Genomic DNA, 22425 nt, shown 5'->3' with positions numbered 1-22425 from the left:
CCTTTTGTAGGAGCGCACCCTGTGCGCGATGCTTTCCGTCACGTCGGGCGAGAGCATCACGCACGGGGTGTGCTCCTACAACGCCGGTAATGACCGGCGCGGCACCCGCTGGCTCAGTTCGGCAGCCGGCGAATCTTCGCGCCCAGGGTGCCGAGCTTCTCCTCGATGTTCTCGTAGCCGCGATCGATGTGGTACACGCGATCGACGGTGGTGTCGCCGTGAGCCACCAGGCCGGCCAGCACCAGGCAGGCCGAGGCGCGCAGGTCGGTGGCCATGATCGGCGCACCGCTCATCTGGCCGACGCCCTTGATCACCGCGGTGTTGCCTTCCAGGTGGATGTCCGCCCCCAGCCGCTGCAGCTCGTGCGCGTGCATGAAACGGTTCTCGAACACGGTCTCGGTAATCACGCCGGTACCCTCGGCCACGCAGTTGAGCGCGGTGAACTGCGCCTGCATGTCGGTGGGGAACGCGGGATACGGTGCGGTGCTGATGTTGACCGCCTTCGGCCGCCGCCCGCCCATGTCCAGCTCGATCCAGTCGTCGCCGGTGGAAATGTGCGCACCGGCCTCTTCCAGCTTGGACAGCACCGCATCCAGCGTGTTGGCGCGCGCATGCCGTGCCCGTACCTTGCCGCCGGTGATGGCCGCGCCGACCAGGAAGGTGCCGGTCTCGATGCGGTCGGGCAGCACCTGGTAGTCGGTGCCGTGCAGCCGCTCCACGCCGTGGATCACCAGCGTGGAGGAACCGATGCCCTCGATCTGCGCGCCCATCGCGATCAGGCAATGCGCCAAGTCGACCACCTCGGGCTCCTGCGCCGCGTTCTCGATCACCGTGGTGCCCTGGGCCAGGGTGGCGGCCATCATGATGTTCTCGGTACCGGTGACGGTGACCATGTCCATCAGCACGCGCGCGCCCTTGAGCCGCTTGGCGCGCGCCTTGATGTAGCCGTTTTCCACACTGATGTCCGCGCCCAGCGCGCGCAGGCCGCGGATGTGCTGATCCACCGGCCGCGAACCGATCGCGCAGCCACCGGGCAGCGACACCTCGGCCTGGCCGAAGCGCGCCACCAGCGGGCCCAGCACCAGGATCGAGGCGCGCATGGTGCGCACCAGGTCGTACGGCGCCACGCAGGTATTGGTGGTGCGCGGGTCGATATGCATCTTCATGCGATCGTCCAGCACCAGTTGCACGCCCATCTGGCCCAGCAGTTCGATGAAGGTGGTGACGTCGTGCAGGTGCGGCACGTTGCCCACGCTCACCGGCTCGTCGGCCAGCAGGCAGGCGGCGAGGATGGGCAGCACGGCGTTTTTCGCACCGGAAATGCCCACGTCGCCGTGGAGCGGCGTGCCACCGCTGATCAGGATCTTGGCCATCGTTGTCCTTCGAAAAGATGTATCGGAAGCGCGGCGACTTCAGCGGCGCGCCGCTTCCTCGGACGTCAGCGTTGTCAGGGCCAGTGCGTGAATTTCCCCACCCATCAGCTCACCCAGTGTGGCGTATACCATCCGATGGCGGGCCAGCGGCAGTTTGCCCGCGAATTGATCGGCAACCACGGTGGCCTCGAAATGGACGCCATCGGCGCCACTGACCTCGGCCCGCGCACCCGGCAACCCGGCTTCGATCAGCGATTTGATGCGGTCAGTATCCATGGACTTCACGACTGATGGCACATAACCGGGGCGATTCGACCCTGCCCAACGGCTTATGACTGTAAAATGCGAATCGGCCATGATAGTGGAAATTTCATGTCGCAGAAACGACGATGAGCCGTCTCGTCGCCCGGCCGACCGGCAATACGCCACGATGACTCCCTTATTCGAGCTCCCATGAACGCACGCATCGCCCCGCCTGCCACCGTCGCGCTGCAGCCCGACGCCATCATTCGCCATGCGCGGGCCGTGATCGCGACCGAGGCGGAGGCCATCGGCGCGCTGGAGCCGCGCATCGGCACCGATTTCGTGGAGGCGTGCCGGCTGATCCTGAACTGCCACGGCCGCGTGGTGGTGACCGGCATGGGCAAATCCGGGCATGTGGCGCGCAAGATCGCTGCCACCCTGGCCTCCACCGGCACGCCGTCGTTCTACGTGCACCCGGGCGAGGCCAGCCACGGCGACCTGGGCATGATCATGCCGCAGGACATCGTGCTGGCGCTGTCCTATTCCGGCGAAACCGACGAGGTGCTGTTCATCCTGCCCACGCTCAAACGCGAGGGGATACCGCTGATCGCGATCACCGGCAAACCCGGCTCCTCGCTGGCGCGGCAGGCCGACGTACACCTGGACGGCAGCATCAGCTGCGAAGCCTGCCCGCTGGGTCTGGCGCCCACCACCAGCACCACCGCGGCACTGGTGCTGGGTGACGCCCTGGCCATCGCCCTGCTGGAAGCGCGCGGGTTCACCTCGGACGATTTCGCCCGCTCGCACCCGGCCGGCAGCCTGGGGCGTCGTCTGCTGCTGCGGATCAGCGACGTGATGCACACCGGCGAGGAGATCCCTCGGGTGGCGCCGGACGTCAGCCTCACCACCGCGCTGGTCGAGATGACCCGCAAGCACCTGGGCATGACCGCCGTGGTGGATGCCGACGACCGCCTGCTGGGCGTGTTCACCGACGGCGACCTGCGTCGTGCGCTGGATGACGTGGGCGTGGACCTGCGCGGTGCCACCGTCACCGAACTGATGACCCGCGGCCCCAAGACCATCGGCCCGGAGAAGCTGGCGGCCGAGGCGGCGCAACTGATGGAAAAGCACCAGATTCACGCCCTGTTGGTGGTCGACGCCGACCAGCGCGTGGTCGGCGCGCTGAATATTCATGACCTGCTGCGTGCCCGCGTGGTTTGATGGGGTCTTCGACCGCGTTCGCCAACCACCCATCACGCATGACCGACAGCTATCTCGCCCACCTCCCCGCCGACCTGCTCGCCCGCGCCGCCGCCATCCGGCTGGCGGTGTTCGACGTGGACGGCACCCTGACCGATGGCCACCTGCATTACAGCGAGGACGGCCGCGAAACCAAGGTCTTCCACGTGCATGACGGACTGGGCCTGAAGCGGCTGCAGGCCAACGGCGTGCAGGTGGCCATCATCACCGCGCGAATCAGCCACCCCGTGGCGCTGCGCGCCGAGGAGCTGGACATCGCCCACGTCTACCAGGGCCAGGGCGACAAGCGCGCCTGCCTGCGCGAACTGCTCGAAGCGCTGAAGCTGACACCGGCGCAGGCCGCCTTCGTGGGCGACGACCTGCCCGATCTGGCCCCGATGCGCATGGCCGGGCTGGCGGTGGCCGTGGCCAACGCGCATCCCTGGCTGGCTGCGCAGGCGCACTGGCAAACCAGTCGCCGCGGCGGCGAGGGTGCGGCGCGCGAAGTGTGCGACCTGATCCTGCTGGCCCAGGGCAAGGCCGACGCGGAGCGGGAGCGCTGGCAATGAATATCCGCCGCTACCTGCGCGACCGCCGCCTGCCGGTGGCGATCGTGGGGCTGGGGCTGGCTGCGGGGCTTGCCCAGACCTTGCTGTGGTGGATGGGCCCGCCGCCGAAAACCAACGACTTCGTGGGCCCGCCGCGTTCCGGCTACACGCTCACCGATGCCCGCGTCACGAAATACAACACCGAAGGCCTGGCCGCCTTCCACCTGACGGCGCCGCACGTCGAACGGCGCGAAGGCGACGATTCGCTGTACATCAACTCGCCCACCTTCGACCTGCCCTCGAACCAACCCGGCGTGCCGGACTGGAAAGGCGAATCGCTGTACGGCTGGGTCGACAAGGGCGGCACGATGCTGAAATTGCAGGGACCCGTCTACATGCACCGGGCCGCCTACGACGACACCCCCGCCACCGAGCTGCGCAGCGCCGACATCACCGCCTGGCCCAAGGACAACCGCATGCAGACGGCGGCAGCGGCGCAGATGGTGCAAGGGGGCACTAGAATCACCGGTCTTGGCATGCGTGCCAACCTCAACGACAAACACCTGGAGCTGCTCGATGACGTCCACGCCACGTTCCCGCCGCGCAAGCGCTAGCGCCGCCTGGCTCGTGCTGGGGCTGCTTGCGCTGTCGCCAGCCTTCGCCAAACAGAGCGACCGCGACCAACCGATGCAGGTCGACGCCAAGCACTTCGATGGTTTCCAGAAGCCGAACACGGTCAGCACCCTGACCGGCAGCGTGGTGATCCGCCAGGGCTCGCTCAAGGCCACCGGCGCCGAGGCCAAGGTCCACTTCGATGGCGAAAGCCAGATCGACCGCGTCGTCATCACCGGCAACCCCGCCCACCTCGAACAGCTCGACGACAACGGCAACCTGATGCAGGGCGAGGCGGCCACCATCGACTACCACGCCGCCAAGGATTACGCCGTGCTGTCCGGCAACGCCGTGGTGAAACAGAAAGGGCGCGGCGAAGCGCGCGGCGACACCCTCACCTACAACACGCAAACCAGCCAGATGACCGGCGAAAGCAACGGCGACGGCATGGTCCACATGACCTTCCAGCCCAAGGCCCGCGCCGCAACCACGCCCGCCGACAAACCCGCAGCACCCGCACCGGCGCCAGCCAGCACGGTCGCCGCGCCCGCTCCGGCGCAAAGCAGCGCCACGCCGGGAACGCCGTAACCGATGCTGTCCGCCGAAGGTCTGCAAAAGAGTTTCCGCGCGCGCAAGGTCGTGCGCGATTTCGGTTTTTCGATCCGTGAAGGCGAGGTCGTGGGCCTGCTGGGCCCCAACGGCGCCGGCAAGACCACCTGTTTCTACATGGTGGTTGGACTGATCGAAGCCGATGCCGGCAGCATCAAGCTCGACCAGCAGGACATCACCGGTCTGCCCATGCACGCGCGGGCCAAGCTGGGCATCGGCTACCTGCCGCAGGAAGCCTCGGTGTTCCGCCGGCTCAGCGTGGCGGACAACATCATGGCGGTGCTGGAACTGCGCGCCGGGCTGGATGCGAACCAGCGCGGCACCGAGCTGGAAAACCTGCTCGACGAATTGAAGATCGCCCACATCGCCGGGCAGAAAGGCATCAGCCTGTCCGGTGGCGAGCGGCGGCGCGTGGAAATCGCCCGGGCGCTGGCGGCCAAGCCGCGCTACATGCTGCTGGACGAACCGTTCGCCGGCGTCGACCCCATCTCGGTGGGCGAAATCCAGCGCATCGTGCGTCACCTGAAAGAACGTGGTATCGGCGTGCTGATCACCGACCACAACGTGCGCGAAACCCTGGGCATCTGCGATCGCGCGTACATCCTGAACGACGGCGAGGTGCTGTCGCGCGGCACGCCCGCACACATCCTGGCCGACGAAAAGGTGCGCGAGGTTTACCTGGGGCGCGAATTCCGGCTCTGAGCGGCGCGTTCGGCCGACCGGGTCGGAACACCACCGTCACGCTCTGGTCGCTTCGGCAGCGACCGGTTAGGATGGTTGCGAGCTCACTCGATCAAGTTGGCATGAAACCCGCATTACAGTTTCGCCTTCATCAGCAGCTGACCCTCACGCCGCAATTGCAGCAGGCGATCCGGTTGCTGCAGTTGTCGCAGCTGGAACTCGAAGCGGAACTGCGACAGATCGCCGAAGGCAACCCGCTGCTGGAATTCGCCGACGAGGCCGAGGAAGAAGCAGCGGACGACGAAGACGACTACGCGGCCGCCGAAAGCGTCGCCGATACGGCCAGCGTCGAACACGATGTGAACGATCCGGCCGACGACTGGGCCGACACCGGCGGCACGGCGGAATCGCCGATCGACTTCTCCAGCAGCAACAGCAGTGTCAGCAGCTCACCCGGCTCGCGTGGGGATGAGGATTTCGAACCGCAGAACGCGGCGCCGGAAACCTTGCAGCAACACCTGATGTGGCAGCTCAACCTGTCCCCGTTCAACCCGCGCCAGCATGCCATCGCGACCGTGCTGATCGACGCGTTGAACCCCGCCGGCTACCTCGCCGAAGGGCTGGATGCCGTGCTGGCGGCCCTGCCCGCCAGCCTCGACGCCAGCATCGAGGAGATCGAGGTGGTGCGCCGCCTGCTGCAGGGTTTCGACCCGGTCGGCGTGGCCAGCCTGGACCTGCGCGATTGCCTGCGGGTGCAACTGGAACAGTTCGACCCGGACACACCCCACCGCGACCTGGCCTTGCGGCTGATCGACGGCGAGCTGGAATTGCTGGCACGCAACGACATCGCCAAGCTGGCCCGCCACCTGCGTGCCAGCGAGGAAGACGTGGCCGGCGCGGCCTTGCTGATCCGCAGCCTGGACCCGCGCCCCGGCGCCGCGCTGGACACCACACCAGTGGAATACGTGGCGCCGGATGTCTACGCCCTGCGCGACGGCAACCACTGGCGCGTGAGCCTGAACGCCGACGCCCAGCCGCGGCTGGGGCTGAACCAGCATTACTGCGGCCTGATCGCGCAGGCTCGCGGCGAGGACGCCAGCTGGATGCGCGGCCAGTTGCAGGAGGCCCGCTGGCTGATCAAGAGCCTGGAGTCGCGCGCCGAAACGTTGATGAAAGTGGCCAACGCCATCGTGCGCCAGCAAAGCGCCTTCCTCGACTACGGCCCCGAAGCCATGCGCCCGCTGGTGCTGCGCGAGGTAGCCGAAGAAGTGGGCATGCACGAATCGACCATTTCACGGGTCACCACGCGCAAATACATGCACACGCCGCGCGGCACCTTCGAGCTGAAATATTTTTTCTCCAGCGGCGTATCCACCGAGGACGGCGGCAGCGCCTCGGCCACCGCCATCCAGGCCATGCTGCGCAAGCTGATCGATGCCGAGGACAGCCGCAAACCGCTGTCTGACCAGGCCATTGCCGAAGAATTGCAACGCCGCGGCATTCAGGTAGCGCGCCGCACCGTGGCCAAATACCGGGAGGGCTTGCGCATACCCAGCTCCAGCGAACGCCAGCGCGCCAGCTAGCTGACCAACAGGCTCGCGGGGGAACTTGCCCGCGCCCGAAACGTCCCCACTACATGAGTGTGATTCATCAGACATGCCGGCCCCACGCGGCATGTCCACCCGCCGCGCAACGCGGCACTGCACCAGAGGAGGCGACCCATGCAACTCCAACTCAGCGGCCAGCAGATTGAAGTCACCCCGGCCTTGCGCGATCACGTCAACGGCAAGATTGACCGTCTCACCCGCCTCGACGAGAAGCTGATCGGCCTGGCCGTCGTACTGGCCGTGGACAAGCTGCAACAGCGTGCCTCGGGCACCCTCACCACCACCGGAGCCACCTTGCACGCGGAAGCTGCCGAGGCCGACATGTATGCCTCGATCGACGTGCTGTTCGACAAGCTGGTCGACCAGTTGCGCAAACATCGCCAGAAAGTCAGCAACAAGCATCAGCGCCAGGCGCGCGAGGAACGCCAGTACGGTTGAGCCTCGACGGCTGACCCGCAACAAACGGCGGCAACGCGGCTGGAGTTCACCGCGTTGCCGCCGAGCCCAGCCCTCCATCATGGCAATGCAAGGCAACGGGCTCCCCACCCGTTCACCCCGAAAAGGGGCGCACGCCGAAGCCCTCATCGGCACCAGGAAACCATCCCGTCCGGACGCCGTTTCCGCCAAGCTGGCACAATGTCCGTTCACCGACGCGGCATCTCGCCCGGCCGGGAATGCGAGGGACATACGCTTGGATCGGCTCAGCGCGCGCCAACTCTACGACAACGTCTACGAGCGCATGGCTCTGCGCTGGGTGTCGGGCATGCGTGGCGAATCGCGCGCCCTGGAGCCCGGCGTGGCGCAGGCGCGACGGCCGTCGCTGGTCGGTTACCTCAACGTCATCTACCCGAACAAGATCCAGATCATCGGCACCGAGGAGCTGAATTTCCTTGATGCACTGGATTCGCGCCAGCGCTGGGAGGTGATCCACAAGATCGCCGCGCACCAGCCGGTGGCGCTGATCGTCACCAAGGACCAATCGGTGCCTTCGGACCTGCGCGAAGTGGCCGAGGAAACCAACACCCCGTTGTGGAGCAGCACCAAGCGCGGCCACGAACTGCTGACCTACCTGCAATACCACCTGGCGCGCATGCTCGCGGCCAAGGCCACCCTGCACGGCGTGTTCCTGGAAGTGTTTTCCATTGGCGTGCTGATCACCGGCGAGGCCGGCTCGGGCAAGAGCGAGCTGGCGCTGGAACTGATCAGCCGTGGCCACCGCCTGGTGGCCGACGACGCCACCGACTTCACCCTCATCGCGCCGGACGTGATCGACGGCACCTGCCCCGAGCTGCTGCAGGACCTGCTGGAAGTGCGCGGGCTGGGCGTTCTTAACGTGCGCGAGATGTTCGGCCATACAGCCGTAAAGACGTCCAAATATCTGCGCCTCATCGTTCACCTCAAGCCGCTGCGCGATGGCGAGGAAGTGGACGCCATGACCCGCATCACCGGCGACATCGGCCATCGCGACATCCTCGACGTCGCGGTGCCGATGATCACCATTCCCGTGGCCTCGGGCCGCAACCTCTCGGTGCTGGTCGAGGCGGCGGTCCGCAACCACGCACTGAAAAGCAAGGGCATCGACCCGGCACAGACCTTCATCGACCGCCAGGCGCACCAGATGCACCGACTGCCCCCATGGTGAACCCATGAACGACGAAAACACTCCCCTGCTCAATCCTCTCGTCGACCCGCACGAGATCCACCTGATCGTGCTCACCGGCGTTTCCGGCGGCGGCAAGACGGTAGCGCTGCGCGCGCTGGAAGACCTGGATTTCTACTGCGTGGACAACCTGCCCACCACCCTGGTGGCGCCGCTGGTGAACGCGGTGATCCAGGGCAAGGGCGGCAACCATCGGCGCATCGCGGTGGGCGTGGACGTGCGCAACCGGGGCGTCGATTTCGCGCAGATGCCGAACGTGCTGTCCGAGCTGGCCGGCGCCGGCGTGCAGGTGCACCTGATCTTCATCGATTGCCGCGACGAGGTGCTGATCAAGCGCTACTCGGAAACCCGTCGCCGCCATCCGCTGGCATCGCGGGGGCGTTCGCTGGGTGACGCGATCACCGAGGAGCGTCGCCTGCTGCGGCCGCTGATGGCGATCGCCGAAAAGGTCATCGACTCCAGCGAACTGAACGTGCACCAGCTGCGGCGCCTGGTGGCCACCGGCTATGCGCAGGCCACCGAAGGCCTGACCCTGATGTTCCAGTCGTTCGCGTTCAAGCGCGGCCTGCCGCTGGATTCCGACTTCGTGTTCGACGCGCGCTGCCTGCCCAACCCGCACTGGCAGCCGCACCTGCGGCCACTGTCGGGCAAGGACGCGCCGGTGCGCGAATTCCTCGAAGCCGAACCCCTGGTGGGCGAGTATTTCGCGGACACCGCGCGCTGGCTGGATGCATGGTTGCCGCGCTTCGAGCAGGACGACCGCAGCTACGTCACCATCTCCATCGGCTGCACCGGCGGGCGCCATCGGTCGGTGTACCTGGTGGAAAAACTGGCGGCGCATTACCGTCATCGCCGCGACGGCGTGTTGACCTTCCATCGCGAGCTGGATTGATCACGATGTCCCGGCAAAACGCCATCACCCCGGCCTCCGATAAAGGCTTCACCGTGCTTGCGGGGCAGCGGGCATGAGCGTCGGCGTCCTGCTGATGACCCACGAGGCGGTCGGCCATGCGCTGATTTCCGCCACGCACCACGTCATGCCGAAGCTGCCGCTGCGGGTGATGGCGGTGGAGATTCCGCCGCAGGCCGATCCGGACGTGATGCGCACCCTTACCGCGCGGCATGCACGCGAGCTGGACGAAGGCGATGGTGTGCTGGTGCTGGCCGATCTCTATGGCGCCACGCCGTGCAACATCGGCCTGTCACTGGGCGCGCTTGGCGTCCATCTGCGTTGCGTGTCGGGGCTCAACCTGCCGATGCTGCTGCGCGTACTCAACTATGCAGACAAATCGCTGGACGAACTGGCCGAGATCGCGGCCAGCGGCGGCCGCGGAGGAATTTTCATCGATCATGCGTAACCCTATTTATGCTTGAACAGGACATCGTGGTATCGAACCGGCTCGGCCTGCACGCGCGCGCGTCGGCCAAGCTGGTACAACTGGTCCAGGGCTTCAAAGCCACCGTATGGCTGGTCAACCGAGGCCGCGAGGTCAACGCGCAGAGCATCATGGGCGTGATGATGCTGGCCGCCGGCATGGGCACGCCGCTGACCATCCGCGCCGACGGCCCGGACGAGGAGGCGGCACTGGCCGCCGTGGCCGAACTGTTCGAGCGCAAATTCGACGAGGGGGCGTGAGATGCGGGGAATCGGGAATAGGGAATCGGGAATGGTGGAAAGCGGAGTGCGCGCGAGCGCCCTGCTTGCCGCAACAGCCCGGCTGTCCGCTTTTCCGATTCCCCATTCCCCATTCCCCATTCCCGGCGTCACAAGAGGCGCCAAGTGAGACACCTCCTCCCCGGCACGATCGCGGCGCGCGGCATGGCGCTGGGGCGGGCGCGGCTGGTGCAGCCCAGCCGTTACGCCGTCGATACCCGGCCGCTGGCCGACGAGGAGATCGAAGGCGAGCTGGAGAACCTGCATCGCGCGCTGGACATGGCGCGGCAGGAGTTGCGCGACTTGCGCGGCAAGTTGCAGGGCGCGCTGGCGCGCGAGGTCAACGAGTTCATCGACGCGCACAGCCTGCTGCTGGATGACGCGGAGCTGTTGCGCGGGCTGGACGAACTGGTACGTGTGGGCCATTACCGCGCCGGCGCCGCGTTGAAAAAGCAGCGCGAGAAGCTGTCGGCGATGTTCGAGGCGATGGACGACCCCTACCTGCGCAGCCGCAAGGAAGACGTCGAGCAGGTCATCAACCGGGTGATCGCCGCGCTGCAGCGGCAGACCAGCCCGGAGGAGCGCAAGCTGGCCGCGCGGGTGGGCGAGATCCTCATTGCCGACTCCATCGCGCCCGCCGACATGGCGCAGCTGGCCGGCAATGGCCTGCTCGGCGTGGTCGCCAGTTCCGGCAGTGCGTATTCGCACAGCGCGATCCTGGCACGCAGCCTGGGCCTGCCGATGCTGGTGGGCACGCGCGACGCGCTGTCGCACATCCACGACGACGACCTGCTTCTGCTGGATGCCGAACGCGGCGAAGCGGTGGTGCATCCCACCGCGCAGGACCTGGCCCGCTATCGCGCCTGGCAGCGCGAGGCGGTCATCGAAGGCCGCCGCCTGGCCCTGCTGGCGAACGCGCCCACGCGCACCCGTGACGGTCTGGACATCCGCCTGCTCGCCAATGCCGAAAGCCCCGCCGACGTAGCGCTGGCGCGCACCCGCGGCGCCGATGGCGTGGGGCTTTACCGCACCGAATTCCTGTTCCTGCGGCACAAGGATCTGCCCTCCGAGGACGAGCAGTTCATCGCCTATCGTGACCTGGTGCTGGGCATGGGCGGCCTGCCCGTCACCATCCGCACGCTCGACCTGGGCGCCGACAAGGCCGACGCGGCCGGGCTGGTGATGCAGGGCGAGGAAAACCCCGCACTGGGCGTGCGTGGCGTGCGGCTGTCGCTGCGCTATCCGGCGGTGTTCTCCACCCAGATCCGCGCCATCCTGCGGGCGGCCTGCTACGGCCCGGTGCGCGTGCTGGTGCCGATGGTGACCCAGCCCGATGAACTCATCGCGGTACGCACACTGTTCAAGCTGGCGCGGCAGGAGCTGAAGCGCGAGAACATCGACCTGCCCGAAAAGCTTCCATTGGGCGCGATGATCGAAGTGCCCGCCGCGGCGATCAACGTGCGCGCGCTGATCGAGCACGCCGACTTCCTGGCCATCGGCACCAACGATCTGGCGCAATACGTACTCGCCGCCGATCGCGGCAACGACGCGCTGGACAACATCTACAGCCCGCTGCAGCCCGCGCTGCTGCGGGTGCTGTCGCACGTGATCGGCGCTGGCCGGCGCGCCGGCAAACCGGTGAGCCTGTGCGGCGAGATCGGCGGCGACGTGAACTTCACTGCCCTGCTGCTGGCACTGGGACTGTGCGAATTCAGCATGCACCCCGGCCAGATCCTGCTGGTGCGCGACCGCCTGGCCACGCTGGATCGCAGCGCCCTGCGCCATCACGCGCCGCGCCTGCTGCGCGCGCATACGCACGAGCAGGTCGCCATCCTGCTGGCCGAGATCAGCGACGCCACTGCCTGAGACCTGTTGGACAAAAGATAGAGGGGAAGTTTCTACTCCAGCGGGGTCAGTGCGCCCTTTCCGAAGAGGGCATCGACCTCCTCTCGGCTTCACTGCCCCCCTTGAGATAACGCATCGCCTATTCGGACAATGCAAGTCCATGGCCGGCAGCGTTGCACCGCTGTCGGCCACACGACTCACGGCGGCGACAGCGTCTTCTGCACGCCCAGCAGGATGCTTTGATTGTCGCGGCTCGTGCTGTCCAGTTGATTCTGGTACTCAGCACGCAACGTCCAGCCTTTCAGCGTCTGCAGCGTGATGCCAGCGCCCATCAAAGTGTGGTTGCGGGCCTGGCGCGCCAGCGTGGCGCGGTACAGTGGGCCGGACAGCAGGTCGGCGTAATGCATCGTCGCGATGCCGGAACCCTGCATGTCGTGACCGAATTCCGCGCGCAGCTGCGGTGCCCACATGCCGTAGTCACTCTTGACCGTCCATTGCGCCAGCAGGCCCAGGGTGCCCGTGCTGGTCTTGACGGTTTGGCCCCGGTAGTTCAGCGCGAACACTGCATCACCGGCCTCGGTGTAACCGTCGAGCGTTGCGTGGGCGGCGTCCAGCCTGCCATAGGGCGTGAGCAGCAGACGGGCCGCCTGATATTGGTAGCCCACGGCGAGCGAGGCGAACCACTGCTTGCCATCGCGGCTGCCGCGCACGGTGTTGCCGTTGTCGGTGACGAAACGGCGTGCGTCGAACTGCAGCCATTGGTAACCGGCCAGCGCATCCACATAGGCCGAGTCGCCGAACCGATAGCTGCCGTAGGCAGCGACGTTGTAGCTGTCCACGGTGCTGCGACTGTGCCGACCGACGTCGGAGGCGTCATGGCCGTAGCCAATGCCTCCGCCCAATGTGAGCGCCTCGGTCACCTGCTTGTCCGCGCCCAGGCTCAGGCCCGAGGTGGTGAAGTCGATGCCGTTGCTGCTCGCGCCGGGTTGCAGCTTGCCGAAATTCACCGCGCCGCCGGTCCAGAAGGCCACGCCGTCGGTGGGCACTTCCTGGCCGCTGGCGACCGGACGGTCGGTCACCGTGGCGTCGGTGGGCGCCAGGAATGGCTCGCCGGCGCTACCCATCCCTTGCCGCATGCCGACGTCGAATGGCGTCTCGACATGCCGCTGGCTGCTGGCCGAGTTCATGGTGATGCCGTTGGTGAAGACGCCGTGGCTGCCGCCGCCGTGCAGGCTTTCCAGGCGGCGCTGGAAGTTGCCGATCTGGCCCATCGCCAAGCGGCGGGTGGCTTCGGCCTGCGCTTCCAGCATACCCAGGACCTCGGCGTCCTTCGACGGATCGCTGCGCAGTTGCACGGTCACGTCCACCGTGCCCGGTGCGGAAGTGGCGAACGCGTTGCTCAGGGTGTAGATGATCTGCGCTACACCACCAAAGGCGGGATCCGCAGCAAACGCCAGCGTGTAGTGGCCGGCGTCGGTGGCGGTGATGGTGGCCGTACCCGCATTCACCGGCGAAACGGACACCACCTTGGCCGCAGTGAACGGACCGCCATGCGCTGCCGCCGTCAGGTCGACCTGCACCGTGGTGCCGGCAGTGGCGGTCGCCGTCAGTGCCGGCGCCACCGGGCGCGGGTTGACCGTCAGTGTGACGTGCGCCGGTGCCGAGGTGCCGAAGGCGTTGCTCAGCGTGTAGTCGAAACCAAAGGTGCCGGCGGCATCAGGGTCGGCGGTGTAGACGATGTCGGTGCCCTGCACCGCCACGGTGCCTGAAGTCGGCGCGTTCACCACGGTGGCGGCGGTGAACGGGCCGTTGGCCGCATGGGCCGCCGCATGGATCGTGACCGATTGGCCGGCCAGTACCGTGGTGCTCTGCGCGGCGGCTACCGGAGTCGCACCGCCAACGACCGTGACGCTGACGGTCGCCGCTGCCGAGGTTCCCCCGGGGCCGGTGGCGGTGTACTTGAACGTGTCGCCGCCGAAGTAGCCGTGGGCCGGCGTGTAGACGATGTTCAGCCCGTCGACAGTCGCCGTGCCCTGTGCCGGCTGCTGGGTGACGGCGATGCCGGTGATCGGGCCGTTGTCGTTGCCGGTCACGGCAATCGTGGCCGTCCCATTGGCGCTCACGTTGGCGCTGTCATCAACCACTACTGGCGCGGGCTCACCGATGACGATGGTGTAGTTCTGCGTCCCGAGGAAGCCGTGCTGGTCGGTCGTGGTGACGGTCGCGTTGAAGCTGCCCGCTGTGGTCGGCGTGCCGGAGAGCGCACCCGCCGGGTTCAGCGTGAGGCCGGCGGGCAGCACGCCTGTGGTCACGGCAAAGGTGTACGGTGCCGTGCCACCACTCGCGGTCAGGTTCTGTGCATAGGTTTGGCCGACCGTGCCGCCCGGCAGGCTCGCAGGCGCCACGGTGATGGCTGGCGCGTCGACGACCAGCTGATAGCTCTGGTCGGCAGTCTGGGTGGCCGTGTCGGTGACGCGCAGCGTGAAGTTGAACGTACCGCCCGCCAGGGGTGTACCCGCCAGCACGCCCGAGGGGCTGAACGTCATGCCGGTAGGCAGGGTGCCACTGACCAGGGTGAAGGTGTACGGCGTAGCGCCGCCGGCAGCCGCGATGGTCTGGCTGTAGGCCACGCCACCGGTGGCGTTCGGCAGGGGCGAGCCGGTGGTGAACGCGACCGCCCCACCTGGCACCACGATGGCGAACGCTTGCGTCACCGCCGGTGCGGCCAGCCAGGCACTGTCGCCGGCCTGGTTGGCGTCGATGCGGCAGGTGCCAGGCGACACGGTGGTCAGGACGCCCGTGGAAGTCACCGTGCATACCGCCGTCGTGGTGGAAGTGAATGCCACCGCAAGGGTGGAGGTGGCGGTGGCGACCAACTGCGGCGAGGTGCCAAAGTTCGTTGCGCCGGGGTTGTTGAAGGTGATCGTCTGGATGCCTTGTGGCGTGACGCTGTTGGATGGCGCCGACGTGCCGCTGGGGCCGGCGCTGTTGGTCGCGGTGACGGTGAAGGTGTAGGTGGTGCCGTTGGTCAGGCCGGTCACCGTGATCGGGCTCGCCGTGCCGCTGCCGGTGATGGCGCCAGGGCTGGAGGTCACCGTGTAGCCGGTGATCGCATCGCCGCCGCTGCTCGCCGGGGCAATAAACGACACGGTGGCACTGGCGTCGCCGGCCGTTGCGGTGCCGATCGTCGGGACGCCAGGCATGACCGCAGCGACGGAGAAGATCTGCGTCACGGTCGCCGCGGGCAGCCAGGCAGCGTTGCCCGGCTGGTCGGCGTCGATCACGCAGGTACCGGCGGCGATGAACGTCAGTGTGCCGCCGCTGGTGATCGTGCACACGCCGGGAGTGGACGCGGTGAACGTCACCGCGAGGGTGGAGGTGGCCGTGGCGGTGAGGGTCGGCGTGGTGCCGAAGTTCTGCGTTCCCGGGTTGTTGAAGGTGATCGTCTGCGCGCCCCTGGGGGTCACGCTGTTGGAGGCCGCCGACACCGCGCCGGTGCCCTCGGAGTTGGTGGCGGTGACGGTGAAGGTATAGGTGGTGCCGTTGGTCAGGCCGGTTACGGTGATCGGGCTGCCCACGCCACTGGCGGTGATGCCACCGGGGCTGGAGGTCACGGTGTAGCCGGTGATCGGGGTGCCGCCATCGCTTGCCGGCGGGGTGAACGACACGACGGCACTGGCATCGCCCGCCGTGGCGGTGCCGATGGTCGGCGCATCCGGCGCAATGGCCGCCACGTGTACCACGTAGGTGCGGTTGCCCGTAAAGCTTTGCGCATCGGTCGCGACGATGCTGAAGGTGAAGTCGCCGGCAATGGTCGGCGTGCCGGACAGCGTGCCGTTGCTGCTGACGCTCAGTCCGGGCGGGATGCTGCCCGTGGCGGCAAAGCTGTAAGGCGCGGTGCCGCCCGAAGCCGACACCGTCTGGGTATAGGCCGTACCCACGGTTGCGCCGGGCAAGCTGGCTGGCGCCACGTTGATGGTTGGGCCGATGATGGTCAGCGTATACGCCCGCGAGCCACTGTAGGGAGCGTCTGGACCGGTGCTGGAGTCGGCTGCGGTGATGGTGATGGGGAAGGAGCCTGCCTGCGTCGGTGTGCCGCTCAACACGCCGCTGCTCGACAGCGTGACGCCGGTGGGCAGCGTGCCTGCCACGGTGTAGGTGTACGGTGCCGTGCCGCCCGTCGCGATGATCGGCAGGGGGGTGTACACGGCATTGACGGTGCCACTGGGCACGGAAGTCGGTGCCAGTGCGATGGTCGGGGCGTCGACGGTCAGCGTGATGCTGGCCGGCGCCGAACTGAATGGACCGGTGCCGTCCGAGTTGTCTGTTGCCACGACCTGGAACGTGAACGTACCGACGGCGGTGGACGTACCGCTGATGGTGCCATCGCTGGCCAGGGCCAGGCCTGACGGCGGCACACCGGAGGACACCGCATAGGTATAGGGTGCGGTGCCGCCGCTGGCATTGGCGATGGAGTGGCTATAGGCCGCGCCCGCGACGGCGTGCGGTGGCACGGTCGGCGTGTAGAGGATCGTCGGCGGCGACACCGTGACGGTTACGGTGGCCGGGCTTGAGGTGCCTGCACTGTTGCTGGCGGTGTAGGTGAAGCTGTCCGGTCCGGCATAGCCAGGCGTCGGCGTGTAGGTGATCGAGGTGCCGCTGGCCGTGGCGGTGCCGTGCACTGCAGCTGCGGCGACGGCGACGGAAGTCGCCGGTGCACCGGTGATGTTCAGCGTGATCGGGTTGTTGGTGCTGTTGTAGGCCACCGTCGTGCTGACCGGCCCGGCGGTTGGCGGCACGTTCTGCACTGTCAGGCTGAGGTTGATTACCTTGAAGTAGGGGCCTGGATTCAGCCCGGCCAGGTTGGGGCTGCTGTCGGTGGCCACGACGGCGAAGCTGAATGTGCCTGCCGAGCTTGGCGTGCCACTCAGGGTGCCGTCGCTGGCCAACGACAGGCCCGGTGGCAAGGTGCCGCTGTTGAGCACGAAGGTGTAGGGCGCCAGTGCACCCGAGGCGACCAGGATGTGGTTGTACGGTGAGTTCAGGAAGGCGGCGGTTGGTGCTGCGATGGTGATCCCGGGTGTGGGGTCGGGAACATCGAGTGTGTAGGACTTGGTGCCCGTCGTGCCGCCGTTGTCGGTCACGGTGATGGAGACCGAATACGGGCCGGCCTGCCGCGGCGTGCCGCTGATGGTGGCGCCGCTCAGGCTCAGGCCCGGCGGCAGGACGCCGCTGGCCAGGGCGTAGCTGTAGGGCGCGGTGCCGCCATTGGCGGTAAGTGTCTGGCTGTAGGCCGTGCCCACGTGCGGCATGGGCAGTGTGCCGGGCGAGACCGTGATCGGGCTGACGGCGGGCCCGATCGCGACGTTGACGGTGAAGGGAATACCGCTGGCATCCTTGACCACGAAGGAATCGCTGGTCGCGCCGTCACCGTTGTTGGCATAGGTGATGATGCCGGCGGGCGGATCCGATACCAGCGCCGTCCCGTGCAGAGGCGGTGTGACGTCGCTGGTCGGGTTCAGGCCGAAATCGTCGCACAAATTGCCGAGGGTAATGGTGATCGTGTCACCGGACGCCATCGGCGAAGTCGCTGGCACCGTATGCGAGTCGGGGACGTTTAGAGTACCGCATGCGGCGCTGGCGACCCCGGGCAGCAACGCCAGCAGCGCGATCATCGGCAGCCAGGCACGTGGCCGGCGGATGAACGACGAAAGGCGCGTCACGACGCGCTGCAACGACCAACAATAGGACATGATCCCCTGACTCCCTGCTCTGAAAACACGCATTTCCCCCAGGGCCGTGCCAGCTCTCCCGGGTAAGCAACGCCCACCCTCAGCCACGGCTTTCTCCACGCCCCTGAAGACTTAGATGCGGAAGCACTCCCTTGCGTTCCCATCCGCAAGAACGCGGCCAGGAACGAGGCCAGGTTGAGCCGGCCCAGCTTCAACGGACACGTTGATCTGGGACTCATCACCTCGTCGTCAACGCGGCGCCTGCGGTACCGATGGCCGAGATCAGCGACGCCACTGCCTGAGACCTGTAGGAGCGACTTCAGTCGCGACGCTTTTCTTCGGTGTTCGGTACCCTCTCCCCAACCCCTCTCCCGCAAGCGGGAGAGGGGCGAAAGAGCAGGAGCATCGCGACTGAAGTCGCTCCCACAGAAGCCGCCCCCGAAAAAGCGGCGGGAGTGCTTCAGCGACCGGTGGCGGCGTCGCGCAGAAATGCATCCAGCAAGGCGCCGCGGTATTTTTCCTTGTGCAGCAACAGCGACAGTTTGCGGCGCAGGTCGAGGAACGGGGTTTTCAGCGCCTTCAGCCGGCCAGTAGCCAGCGCGTCGGTCAGCGCCACCTCGGGCAGGCAGGCGATGCCCAGTCCCGCCGCCACGGCCTGCTTGATCGCTTCGATCTGATCCAGCTCCAGCACGGTTTCGCCGGGCGGCAATTGCGACAGCACGCGCTCGCTGGTGGCACGGGTGGCCGAGCCCGGTTCGCGCAGCACCCAGCGAGCGCCCACGAAATCGGCGGGCTTCAATCCACGCTTGCGCGCCAACGGATGGTCCGGCGGCGCGCACACAACCAGCCGGTCATCGCGCCAAGGGCGTATCTCCAGCGAGGGATGTGTCACCGGGCCCTCGACGCAGCCCACGTCGAGGCTGTGGTCGATCACGCCGGCGGCGATCGTGGCGGTGTTGCCCACGCGCAGGCGCACGGCCACCTGCGGGTGAGCGCGCACGAAATCGCCCAGCAGTTCACCCACCCGATAATTGCCCACGCTGTTGCTGGCGCCGATGCGCAGCTCGCCACTCAGCTCCACGCCTTCGCCGCCGCGGCGCGCGAAGTCGGCGTGGCGTTCCAGCAGTTCCTGCGCCAGCGGCAACAATTCGCGGCCGCGGGTGTTGAGGCGCAGGCGCCCGCGCTCGCGGGCGAATACGGGTGAGCCGAGCTGTCGCTCCATTTCGGCCAACGCCATGCTGGCGGCCGGCTGGGTCAGGTGCAGGCGTTCGGCGGCAATGCGCACGCTGCCGTGCAAGGCCACCTGCACGAAGACTTCGAGTTGCCGCGGGCTGATGTTGATCATCATTCCATCTTATACGCCACATCAAATATTCGAAATTTTGTTGATCGCCGGCGGCGACCACAATGCACGGGTTCCCACGGAATCCCCATGCACGCCACCGCTTTTGCACCCACGCATCCACGCACTGTTCTGCCCGGCCTGGCGCTGGCGGTGGCGGTCGCCGTGATTGCGCTGCTGCTGGGTCGCTGCCTGCCGCTGATCGGCGGGCCGGTGTTCGGCATGGTGCTGGGCTTGCTCGTGCGCAGCGTGTTGGCGCCTGACGCGCGGTTTGTCCCGGGCATCGCGTTTGCCAGCACCACCGTGCTGCAGGCGTCGATCATCGCGCTCGGCTTCGGGCTGAGTCTCGATCAGGTGGTGGCGACCGGAATGCGTTCGCTTTCGGTCACCGTGGTCACCCTGAGCGTGGCCTTCTTCAGTGCGTGGCTGCTGGGCCGCTGGCTCGGCGTGCACGACAAACTGAAGATCCTCGTCGGCGTGGGGACGGCCATCTGCGGCGCCTCGGCGATCGCCGCGGTGACACCGATCATCCAGCCGGATGAACACGACACGGCGTACGCGATCTCCACCATTTTCCTGTTCAACATCGTGGCCGTGCTGTTGTTTCCGCTGCTCGGCCACCTGATGCACATGGGCGACCTGGGCTTTGGCCTGTGGGCCGGCACCGCCATCAACGACACCTCGTCGGTGGTCGCCGCCGGCTACAGTTTCAGCAAGGCCGCAGGCGACTACGCCACCATCGTGAAGCTGACCCGCGCCACGCTGATCATCCCGGTGTGCCTGCTGCTGGCGCTGGTGGCTGCCGTCCGTGCGCGGCGACAGCGCCGGCTGGACGGGACGGCCAGCCAGTTCAGCCTGCTGCGCATCTTTCCCTGGTTCATCCTGTGGTTTCTGGTGGCGTCGGCGCTGCGTACGGCGGGGCTGGTTCCCACCGCGATCCAGCCCGACCTGCACCAGGCCGCGGAATTCCTGATCGTGGTGGCGCTTGCCGCCATCGGCCTGTCGGCGAACCTGCGCAGGATGATCGCCAGCGGCCCGCGCCCGATCCTGCTGGGCCTGGGCGTGTGGATTGCGGTGGCGACGAGCAGCCTGCTGGTGCAGGTGATTACCCGCCAGCTATAGCGGCAGGCTCAGGCTTTGCCCTGCTCCACCAGGGTCAACGCCACCTTGTCGCGCAGATACACGGGCAAGGCCAGTTCGGGCGCCTGCGCGCGGCCGGCGTTGAATTCCGCCAGCGCCAGTTCGGCCACATGCGCGGCCTGCGGATAACGCACGCCATCGGCCGAGTGCAAGGTGCCGGTGAGGCGCTGGCTCAGTTCGGTGGCGTAGGTGGCCCAGCCGGTGCCGACCACCTGCCACGCGGATGCCGCGGGCAGTTGCAGCGAATCGGCGGTGCAGATGCGCTCCTCGTCCAGCGCGATCAGGCCACCGAGGCCGTCGCGCCGATAGCTGGCCGCGTAGATCTCGCCCATGCGTGCATCGATGACCGCCAGGATGGCCGTCTCCTCGCCCTCTTCCGGCGCCTCCAGCGCCAGCGCAGCCAACGAGGAAATGGTGATCACCGGCAGGTCCAGCCCCAGCGCCATGCCTTGCGCCAGCGACACGCCCAGCCGCACGCCGGTGAACGCGCCGGGGCCGCGGCCCACGGCGATCGCATCCAGCGCATGGCGATCGATGCCGGCCTCGGCCAGCAGGGCGTCGGCCATCGGCAGCACCAGCTCGGTGTGGCGACGCGGCGCGATCTCGCTGCGGGCGATCAGCTCCTGGCCGTGGATCAACGCAACGGAACAGGCTTCGGTGGCGGTTTCTATCGCGAGCAGGTTCATGATCCGCCCATGATAGCGGCTGGCGCTTCGGCCGACGCAGGTGCCGCCGTCGGAATGCTCGCGTACCAGTCGATGCGGCGGGTCAGGTACATCATCAGCGCCACCGTCGCCAGCAGCACCAGCGCGCCGATCAGCAGCGCGTATTGTTCGGCCGCGATCAGCCCGTACAGCATCGCGTAGATCAGTCCCAGCACGCCACCCAGCAATGCGCCGGCACGCCGCGCGCGCAGGACCGCCATCGCATAGCCGCCCACCATCAATACCACGGCGGACGCGGCCAACGCGTAGGCCGGGCCGAAACCGATCTGTTCGGACAGCGCCAGCAGCACCACGTAGAACGTGGCCAGTGCCGCACCTACCAGCAGGTACTGCACCGGATGCACGCGCAGGCGCTTGAGCACCTCGAACAGGAAGAACGCCACGAAAGTCATCGCGATGAACAGCAGGCCGTATTTCCCCGCGCGCACGTTGCGCTGGTACACGTCGACCGGCTGGTACAGCTGCACGCCGAAAGTCGACGCCTGCAATGCGTCTCTCACTCCGGCATCGCCATCGCTCCAGTGCTGGCCATAGCTGCGGTTGAGATCGAGCAGATGCCAGTGCGCGCTGAAACCGTCGGCATCGATGCTGTGTTCCAGCGGCAGCGCGGCACCGATGAAACCGGGATCGCTCCACGGCGCACGCATGGTTACGTCGGTGCTGCGCGCCAGCGGCAGCAGCTGCAGCGCTTCGGTGCCGGCCAGTTTCAGCACGATCTGCACGTCGATCGGCTGGTCGACCAGCGTGTCCAGATCGATCGGCACCACCACGGTCGGCCAGTGGCCCAGTCGGTCGGCCGAGGATTCGAAGCGCGCCGGCTGGCCGTTGACGCGCAGTTCGGAAATTTCCTGCAGGCCGCGCAGGTCACCGATCGGCAATCGCAGCTCGGCTTTGCCACCCTGCCACGATGCATCGCCGGCGTGGCGATACTGGGCGACGTCCTGCGCGCGGAACTGCGCCGCGATTTTCACCGTGGCCACAAACACCGGCGCGCTGTAGATGCCATAGCTGCGCCTGGTCACCACCATCGCCACGTCCTGCTTCAGCGCATCGGCCAGCACGCTTTCGCTGCCAGTCTGCCAGCGCGGTGTCAGTTGCCCTTCCACCGCTACCTGGCGCAGCGTGGGCACCACCAGCACCGGCCCGCCGATGACCTGCTTGCCGCCCCAGCCCTGCGCGATCTGGCTGATTGCATCGCTGCGCAATTGCTGGCGCTCACTCACCAGCTCGCGCACCTGCAGCAGCGGTATCGTCATCAGCAACGCCAGCGCGCCGATGCCCAGCACCTTGGCGGTAACGGTCTGTGTCCACTTGCCCATGTCGCGGCACTCCCCTGATCGGAGCGTCCATCACAACAGCGCCGGCGGCGCCGCAGCGGGCAGACAGGGGCGAAATGCGGGCGGACAGGCGGCGAT

19 protein-coding genes are annotated in these 22425 nt (G+C 67.3%); 13 read left to right on the top strand and 6 right to left on the bottom strand.

What is annotated here, in order from left to right; all coding sequences use genetic code 11:
• Window positions 1–113 precede the first annotated feature (113 nt).
• Both murA and ACFPK0_RS04270 read right to left on the bottom strand, forming a co-directional pair.
• Window positions 114–1373, bottom strand: a complete 1260-nt coding sequence (gene murA / locus ACFPK0_RS04275; RefSeq protein ID WP_056081568.1) for a UDP-N-acetylglucosamine 1-carboxyvinyltransferase — start codon at window positions 1371–1373, stop codon at window positions 114–116.
• A gap of 39 nt (window positions 1374–1412) precedes the next feature.
• Window positions 1413–1649: a BolA family protein gene (locus tag ACFPK0_RS04270; protein WP_056605653.1), complete on the bottom strand. Its 237-nt coding sequence runs from the start codon at window positions 1647–1649 to the stop codon at window positions 1413–1415.
• Between the two features lie 177 nt (window positions 1650–1826).
• On the opposite strand from ACFPK0_RS04270, the gene ACFPK0_RS04265 reads away from it, so the two are divergent.
• The 12 genes from ACFPK0_RS04265 to ptsP all read left to right on the top strand — a co-directional run bounded on the left by ACFPK0_RS04265 (window position 1827) and on the right by ptsP (window position 12092).
• Window positions 1827–2837 carry a KpsF/GutQ family sugar-phosphate isomerase gene (locus tag ACFPK0_RS04265; RefSeq protein WP_056081574.1) on the top strand — a complete coding sequence of 337 codons (1011 nt, stop codon included), beginning with the start codon at window positions 1827–1829 and terminating at the stop codon, window positions 2835–2837.
• Window positions 2838–2875: 38 nt separating this feature from the next.
• On the top strand, window positions 2876–3424 hold the full coding sequence (locus tag ACFPK0_RS04260; protein ID WP_056081578.1) for a KdsC family phosphatase: 549 nt from the start codon (window positions 2876–2878) through the stop codon (window positions 3422–3424).
• Window positions 3421–4017: an LPS export ABC transporter periplasmic protein LptC gene (lptC, locus tag ACFPK0_RS04255; RefSeq protein ID WP_056081581.1), complete on the top strand. Its 597-nt coding sequence runs from the start codon at window positions 3421–3423 to the stop codon at window positions 4015–4017. The genes ACFPK0_RS04260 and lptC overlap by 4 nt, the downstream gene beginning before the upstream one ends.
• Complete coding sequence (gene lptA / locus ACFPK0_RS04250; protein WP_377338620.1) at window positions 3980–4603, top strand: lipopolysaccharide transport periplasmic protein LptA; 624 nt, start codon at window positions 3980–3982, stop codon at window positions 4601–4603. Before lptC ends, lptA begins: the two co-directional genes overlap by 38 nt.
• Window positions 4604–4606: 3 nt before the next feature.
• Complete coding sequence (gene lptB, locus ACFPK0_RS04245; RefSeq protein WP_056081587.1) at window positions 4607–5326, top strand: LPS export ABC transporter ATP-binding protein; 720 nt, start codon at window positions 4607–4609, stop codon at window positions 5324–5326.
• Between the two features lie 101 nt (window positions 5327–5427).
• On the top strand, window positions 5428–6888 hold the full coding sequence (locus ACFPK0_RS04240) for an RNA polymerase factor sigma-54 (protein WP_056081590.1): 1461 nt from the start codon (window positions 5428–5430) through the stop codon (window positions 6886–6888).
• 138 nt (window positions 6889–7026) lie between these two features.
• The gene (hpf, locus tag ACFPK0_RS04235; RefSeq protein ID WP_056081593.1) at window positions 7027–7350 is read left to right on the top strand and encodes a ribosome hibernation-promoting factor, HPF/YfiA family; all 324 of its coding nucleotides are present in this window, start codon (window positions 7027–7029) and stop codon (window positions 7348–7350) included.
• A 253-nt stretch (window positions 7351–7603) separates the two neighbouring features.
• The gene (hprK, locus tag ACFPK0_RS04230; protein ID WP_056605662.1) at window positions 7604–8554 is read left to right on the top strand and encodes an HPr(Ser) kinase/phosphatase; all 951 of its coding nucleotides are present in this window, start codon (window positions 7604–7606) and stop codon (window positions 8552–8554) included.
• 4 nt (window positions 8555–8558) lie between these two features.
• Complete coding sequence (rapZ, locus tag ACFPK0_RS04225; RefSeq protein WP_056081598.1) at window positions 8559–9464, top strand: RNase adapter RapZ; 906 nt, start codon at window positions 8559–8561, stop codon at window positions 9462–9464.
• Between the two features lie 73 nt (window positions 9465–9537).
• A complete protein-coding gene (locus ACFPK0_RS04220; RefSeq protein ID WP_007082602.1) occupies window positions 9538–9930 on the top strand; it encodes a PTS sugar transporter subunit IIA in 393 nt (130 codons plus the stop codon).
• Between the two features lie 8 nt (window positions 9931–9938).
• On the top strand, window positions 9939–10208 hold the full coding sequence (locus tag ACFPK0_RS04215) for an HPr family phosphocarrier protein (RefSeq protein WP_056081601.1): 270 nt from the start codon (window positions 9939–9941) through the stop codon (window positions 10206–10208).
• A gap of 144 nt (window positions 10209–10352) precedes the next feature.
• Window positions 10353–12092 carry a phosphoenolpyruvate--protein phosphotransferase gene (gene ptsP / locus ACFPK0_RS04210; RefSeq protein ID WP_056081604.1) on the top strand — a complete coding sequence of 580 codons (1740 nt, stop codon included), beginning with the start codon at window positions 10353–10355 and terminating at the stop codon, window positions 12090–12092.
• A 176-nt stretch (window positions 12093–12268) separates the two neighbouring features.
• On the opposite strand, the gene ACFPK0_RS04205 is transcribed toward ptsP, so the two are convergent.
• Together ACFPK0_RS04205 and ACFPK0_RS04200 are read right to left on the bottom strand one after the other, a co-directional pair.
• Window positions 12269–17824: a putative Ig domain-containing protein gene (locus tag ACFPK0_RS04205; RefSeq protein WP_377338615.1), complete on the bottom strand. Its 5556-nt coding sequence runs from the start codon at window positions 17822–17824 to the stop codon at window positions 12269–12271.
• Window positions 17825–18263: 439 nt separating this feature from the next.
• The gene (locus tag ACFPK0_RS04200) at window positions 18264–19148 is read right to left on the bottom strand and encodes a LysR family transcriptional regulator (protein ID WP_056084002.1); all 885 of its coding nucleotides are present in this window, start codon (window positions 19146–19148) and stop codon (window positions 18264–18266) included.
• A gap of 87 nt (window positions 19149–19235) precedes the next feature.
• On the opposite strand from ACFPK0_RS04200, the gene ACFPK0_RS04195 reads away from it, so the two are divergent.
• A complete protein-coding gene (locus tag ACFPK0_RS04195) occupies window positions 19236–20267 on the top strand; it encodes a YeiH family protein (RefSeq protein ID WP_377338612.1) in 1032 nt (343 codons plus the stop codon).
• Window positions 20268–20275: 8 nt separating this feature from the next.
• On the opposite strand, the gene tsaB is transcribed toward ACFPK0_RS04195, so the two are convergent.
• Window positions 20276–20971 (bottom strand): tRNA (adenosine(37)-N6)-threonylcarbamoyltransferase complex dimerization subunit type 1 TsaB, encoded by a 696-nt coding sequence (gene tsaB, locus ACFPK0_RS04190; RefSeq protein ID WP_377338610.1) that lies wholly within the window; start codon window positions 20969–20971, stop codon window positions 20276–20278.
• Window positions 20968–22329: a cell envelope integrity protein CreD gene (gene creD / locus ACFPK0_RS04185; protein ID WP_377338608.1), complete on the bottom strand. Its 1362-nt coding sequence runs from the start codon at window positions 22327–22329 to the stop codon at window positions 20968–20970. The genes tsaB and creD overlap by 4 nt, the downstream gene beginning before the upstream one ends.
• Window positions 22330–22425 lie beyond the last annotated feature (96 nt).

Origin of the sequence: Rhodanobacter ginsenosidimutans (assembly GCF_042655685.1) — a bacterium.
Lineage (GTDB): Bacteria > Pseudomonadota > Gammaproteobacteria > Xanthomonadales > Rhodanobacteraceae > Rhodanobacter > Rhodanobacter ginsenosidimutans.
Note: the sequence above shows the minus strand (reverse complement) of the source record. Positions and strands in the feature narration are given on the sequence as shown.

What these genes read in the sequence shown, in the direction of transcription:
- tsaB (WP_377338610.1), bottom strand. Translation starts at nt 20,971, where the DNA reads ATGAACCTGCTCGCGATAGAAACCGCCACCGAAGCCTGTTCCGTTGCG.
- murA (WP_056081568.1), bottom strand. Translation starts at nt 1,373, where the DNA reads ATGGCCAAGATCCTGATCAGCGGTGGCACGCCGCTCCACGGCGACGTG.
- ACFPK0_RS04260 (WP_056081578.1), top strand. Translation starts at nt 2,876, where the DNA reads ATGACCGACAGCTATCTCGCCCACCTCCCCGCCGACCTGCTCGCCCGC.
- ACFPK0_RS04195 (WP_377338612.1), top strand. Translation starts at nt 19,236, where the DNA reads ATGCACGCCACCGCTTTTGCACCCACGCATCCACGCACTGTTCTGCCC.
- ACFPK0_RS04265 (WP_056081574.1), top strand. Translation starts at nt 1,827, where the DNA reads ATGAACGCACGCATCGCCCCGCCTGCCACCGTCGCGCTGCAGCCCGAC.
- ACFPK0_RS04240 (WP_056081590.1), top strand. Translation starts at nt 5,428, where the DNA reads ATGAAACCCGCATTACAGTTTCGCCTTCATCAGCAGCTGACCCTCACG.
- ACFPK0_RS04205 (WP_377338615.1), bottom strand. Translation starts at nt 17,824, where the DNA reads ATGTCCTATTGTTGGTCGTTGCAGCGCGTCGTGACGCGCCTTTCGTCG.
- lptA (WP_377338620.1), top strand. Translation starts at nt 3,980, where the DNA reads ATGACGTCCACGCCACGTTCCCGCCGCGCAAGCGCTAGCGCCGCCTGG.
- ACFPK0_RS04215 (WP_056081601.1), top strand. Translation starts at nt 9,939, where the DNA reads ATGCTTGAACAGGACATCGTGGTATCGAACCGGCTCGGCCTGCACGCG.
- creD (WP_377338608.1), bottom strand. Translation starts at nt 22,329, where the DNA reads ATGGGCAAGTGGACACAGACCGTTACCGCCAAGGTGCTGGGCATCGGC.
- ACFPK0_RS04220 (WP_007082602.1), top strand. Translation starts at nt 9,538, where the DNA reads ATGAGCGTCGGCGTCCTGCTGATGACCCACGAGGCGGTCGGCCATGCG.
- ACFPK0_RS04200 (WP_056084002.1), bottom strand. Translation starts at nt 19,148, where the DNA reads ATGATCAACATCAGCCCGCGGCAACTCGAAGTCTTCGTGCAGGTGGCC.
- lptB (WP_056081587.1), top strand. Translation starts at nt 4,607, where the DNA reads ATGCTGTCCGCCGAAGGTCTGCAAAAGAGTTTCCGCGCGCGCAAGGTC.
- hpf (WP_056081593.1), top strand. Translation starts at nt 7,027, where the DNA reads ATGCAACTCCAACTCAGCGGCCAGCAGATTGAAGTCACCCCGGCCTTG.
- lptC (WP_056081581.1), top strand. Translation starts at nt 3,421, where the DNA reads ATGAATATCCGCCGCTACCTGCGCGACCGCCGCCTGCCGGTGGCGATC.
- ACFPK0_RS04270 (WP_056605653.1), bottom strand. Translation starts at nt 1,649, where the DNA reads ATGGATACTGACCGCATCAAATCGCTGATCGAAGCCGGGTTGCCGGGT.
- rapZ (WP_056081598.1), top strand. Translation starts at nt 8,559, where the DNA reads ATGAACGACGAAAACACTCCCCTGCTCAATCCTCTCGTCGACCCGCAC.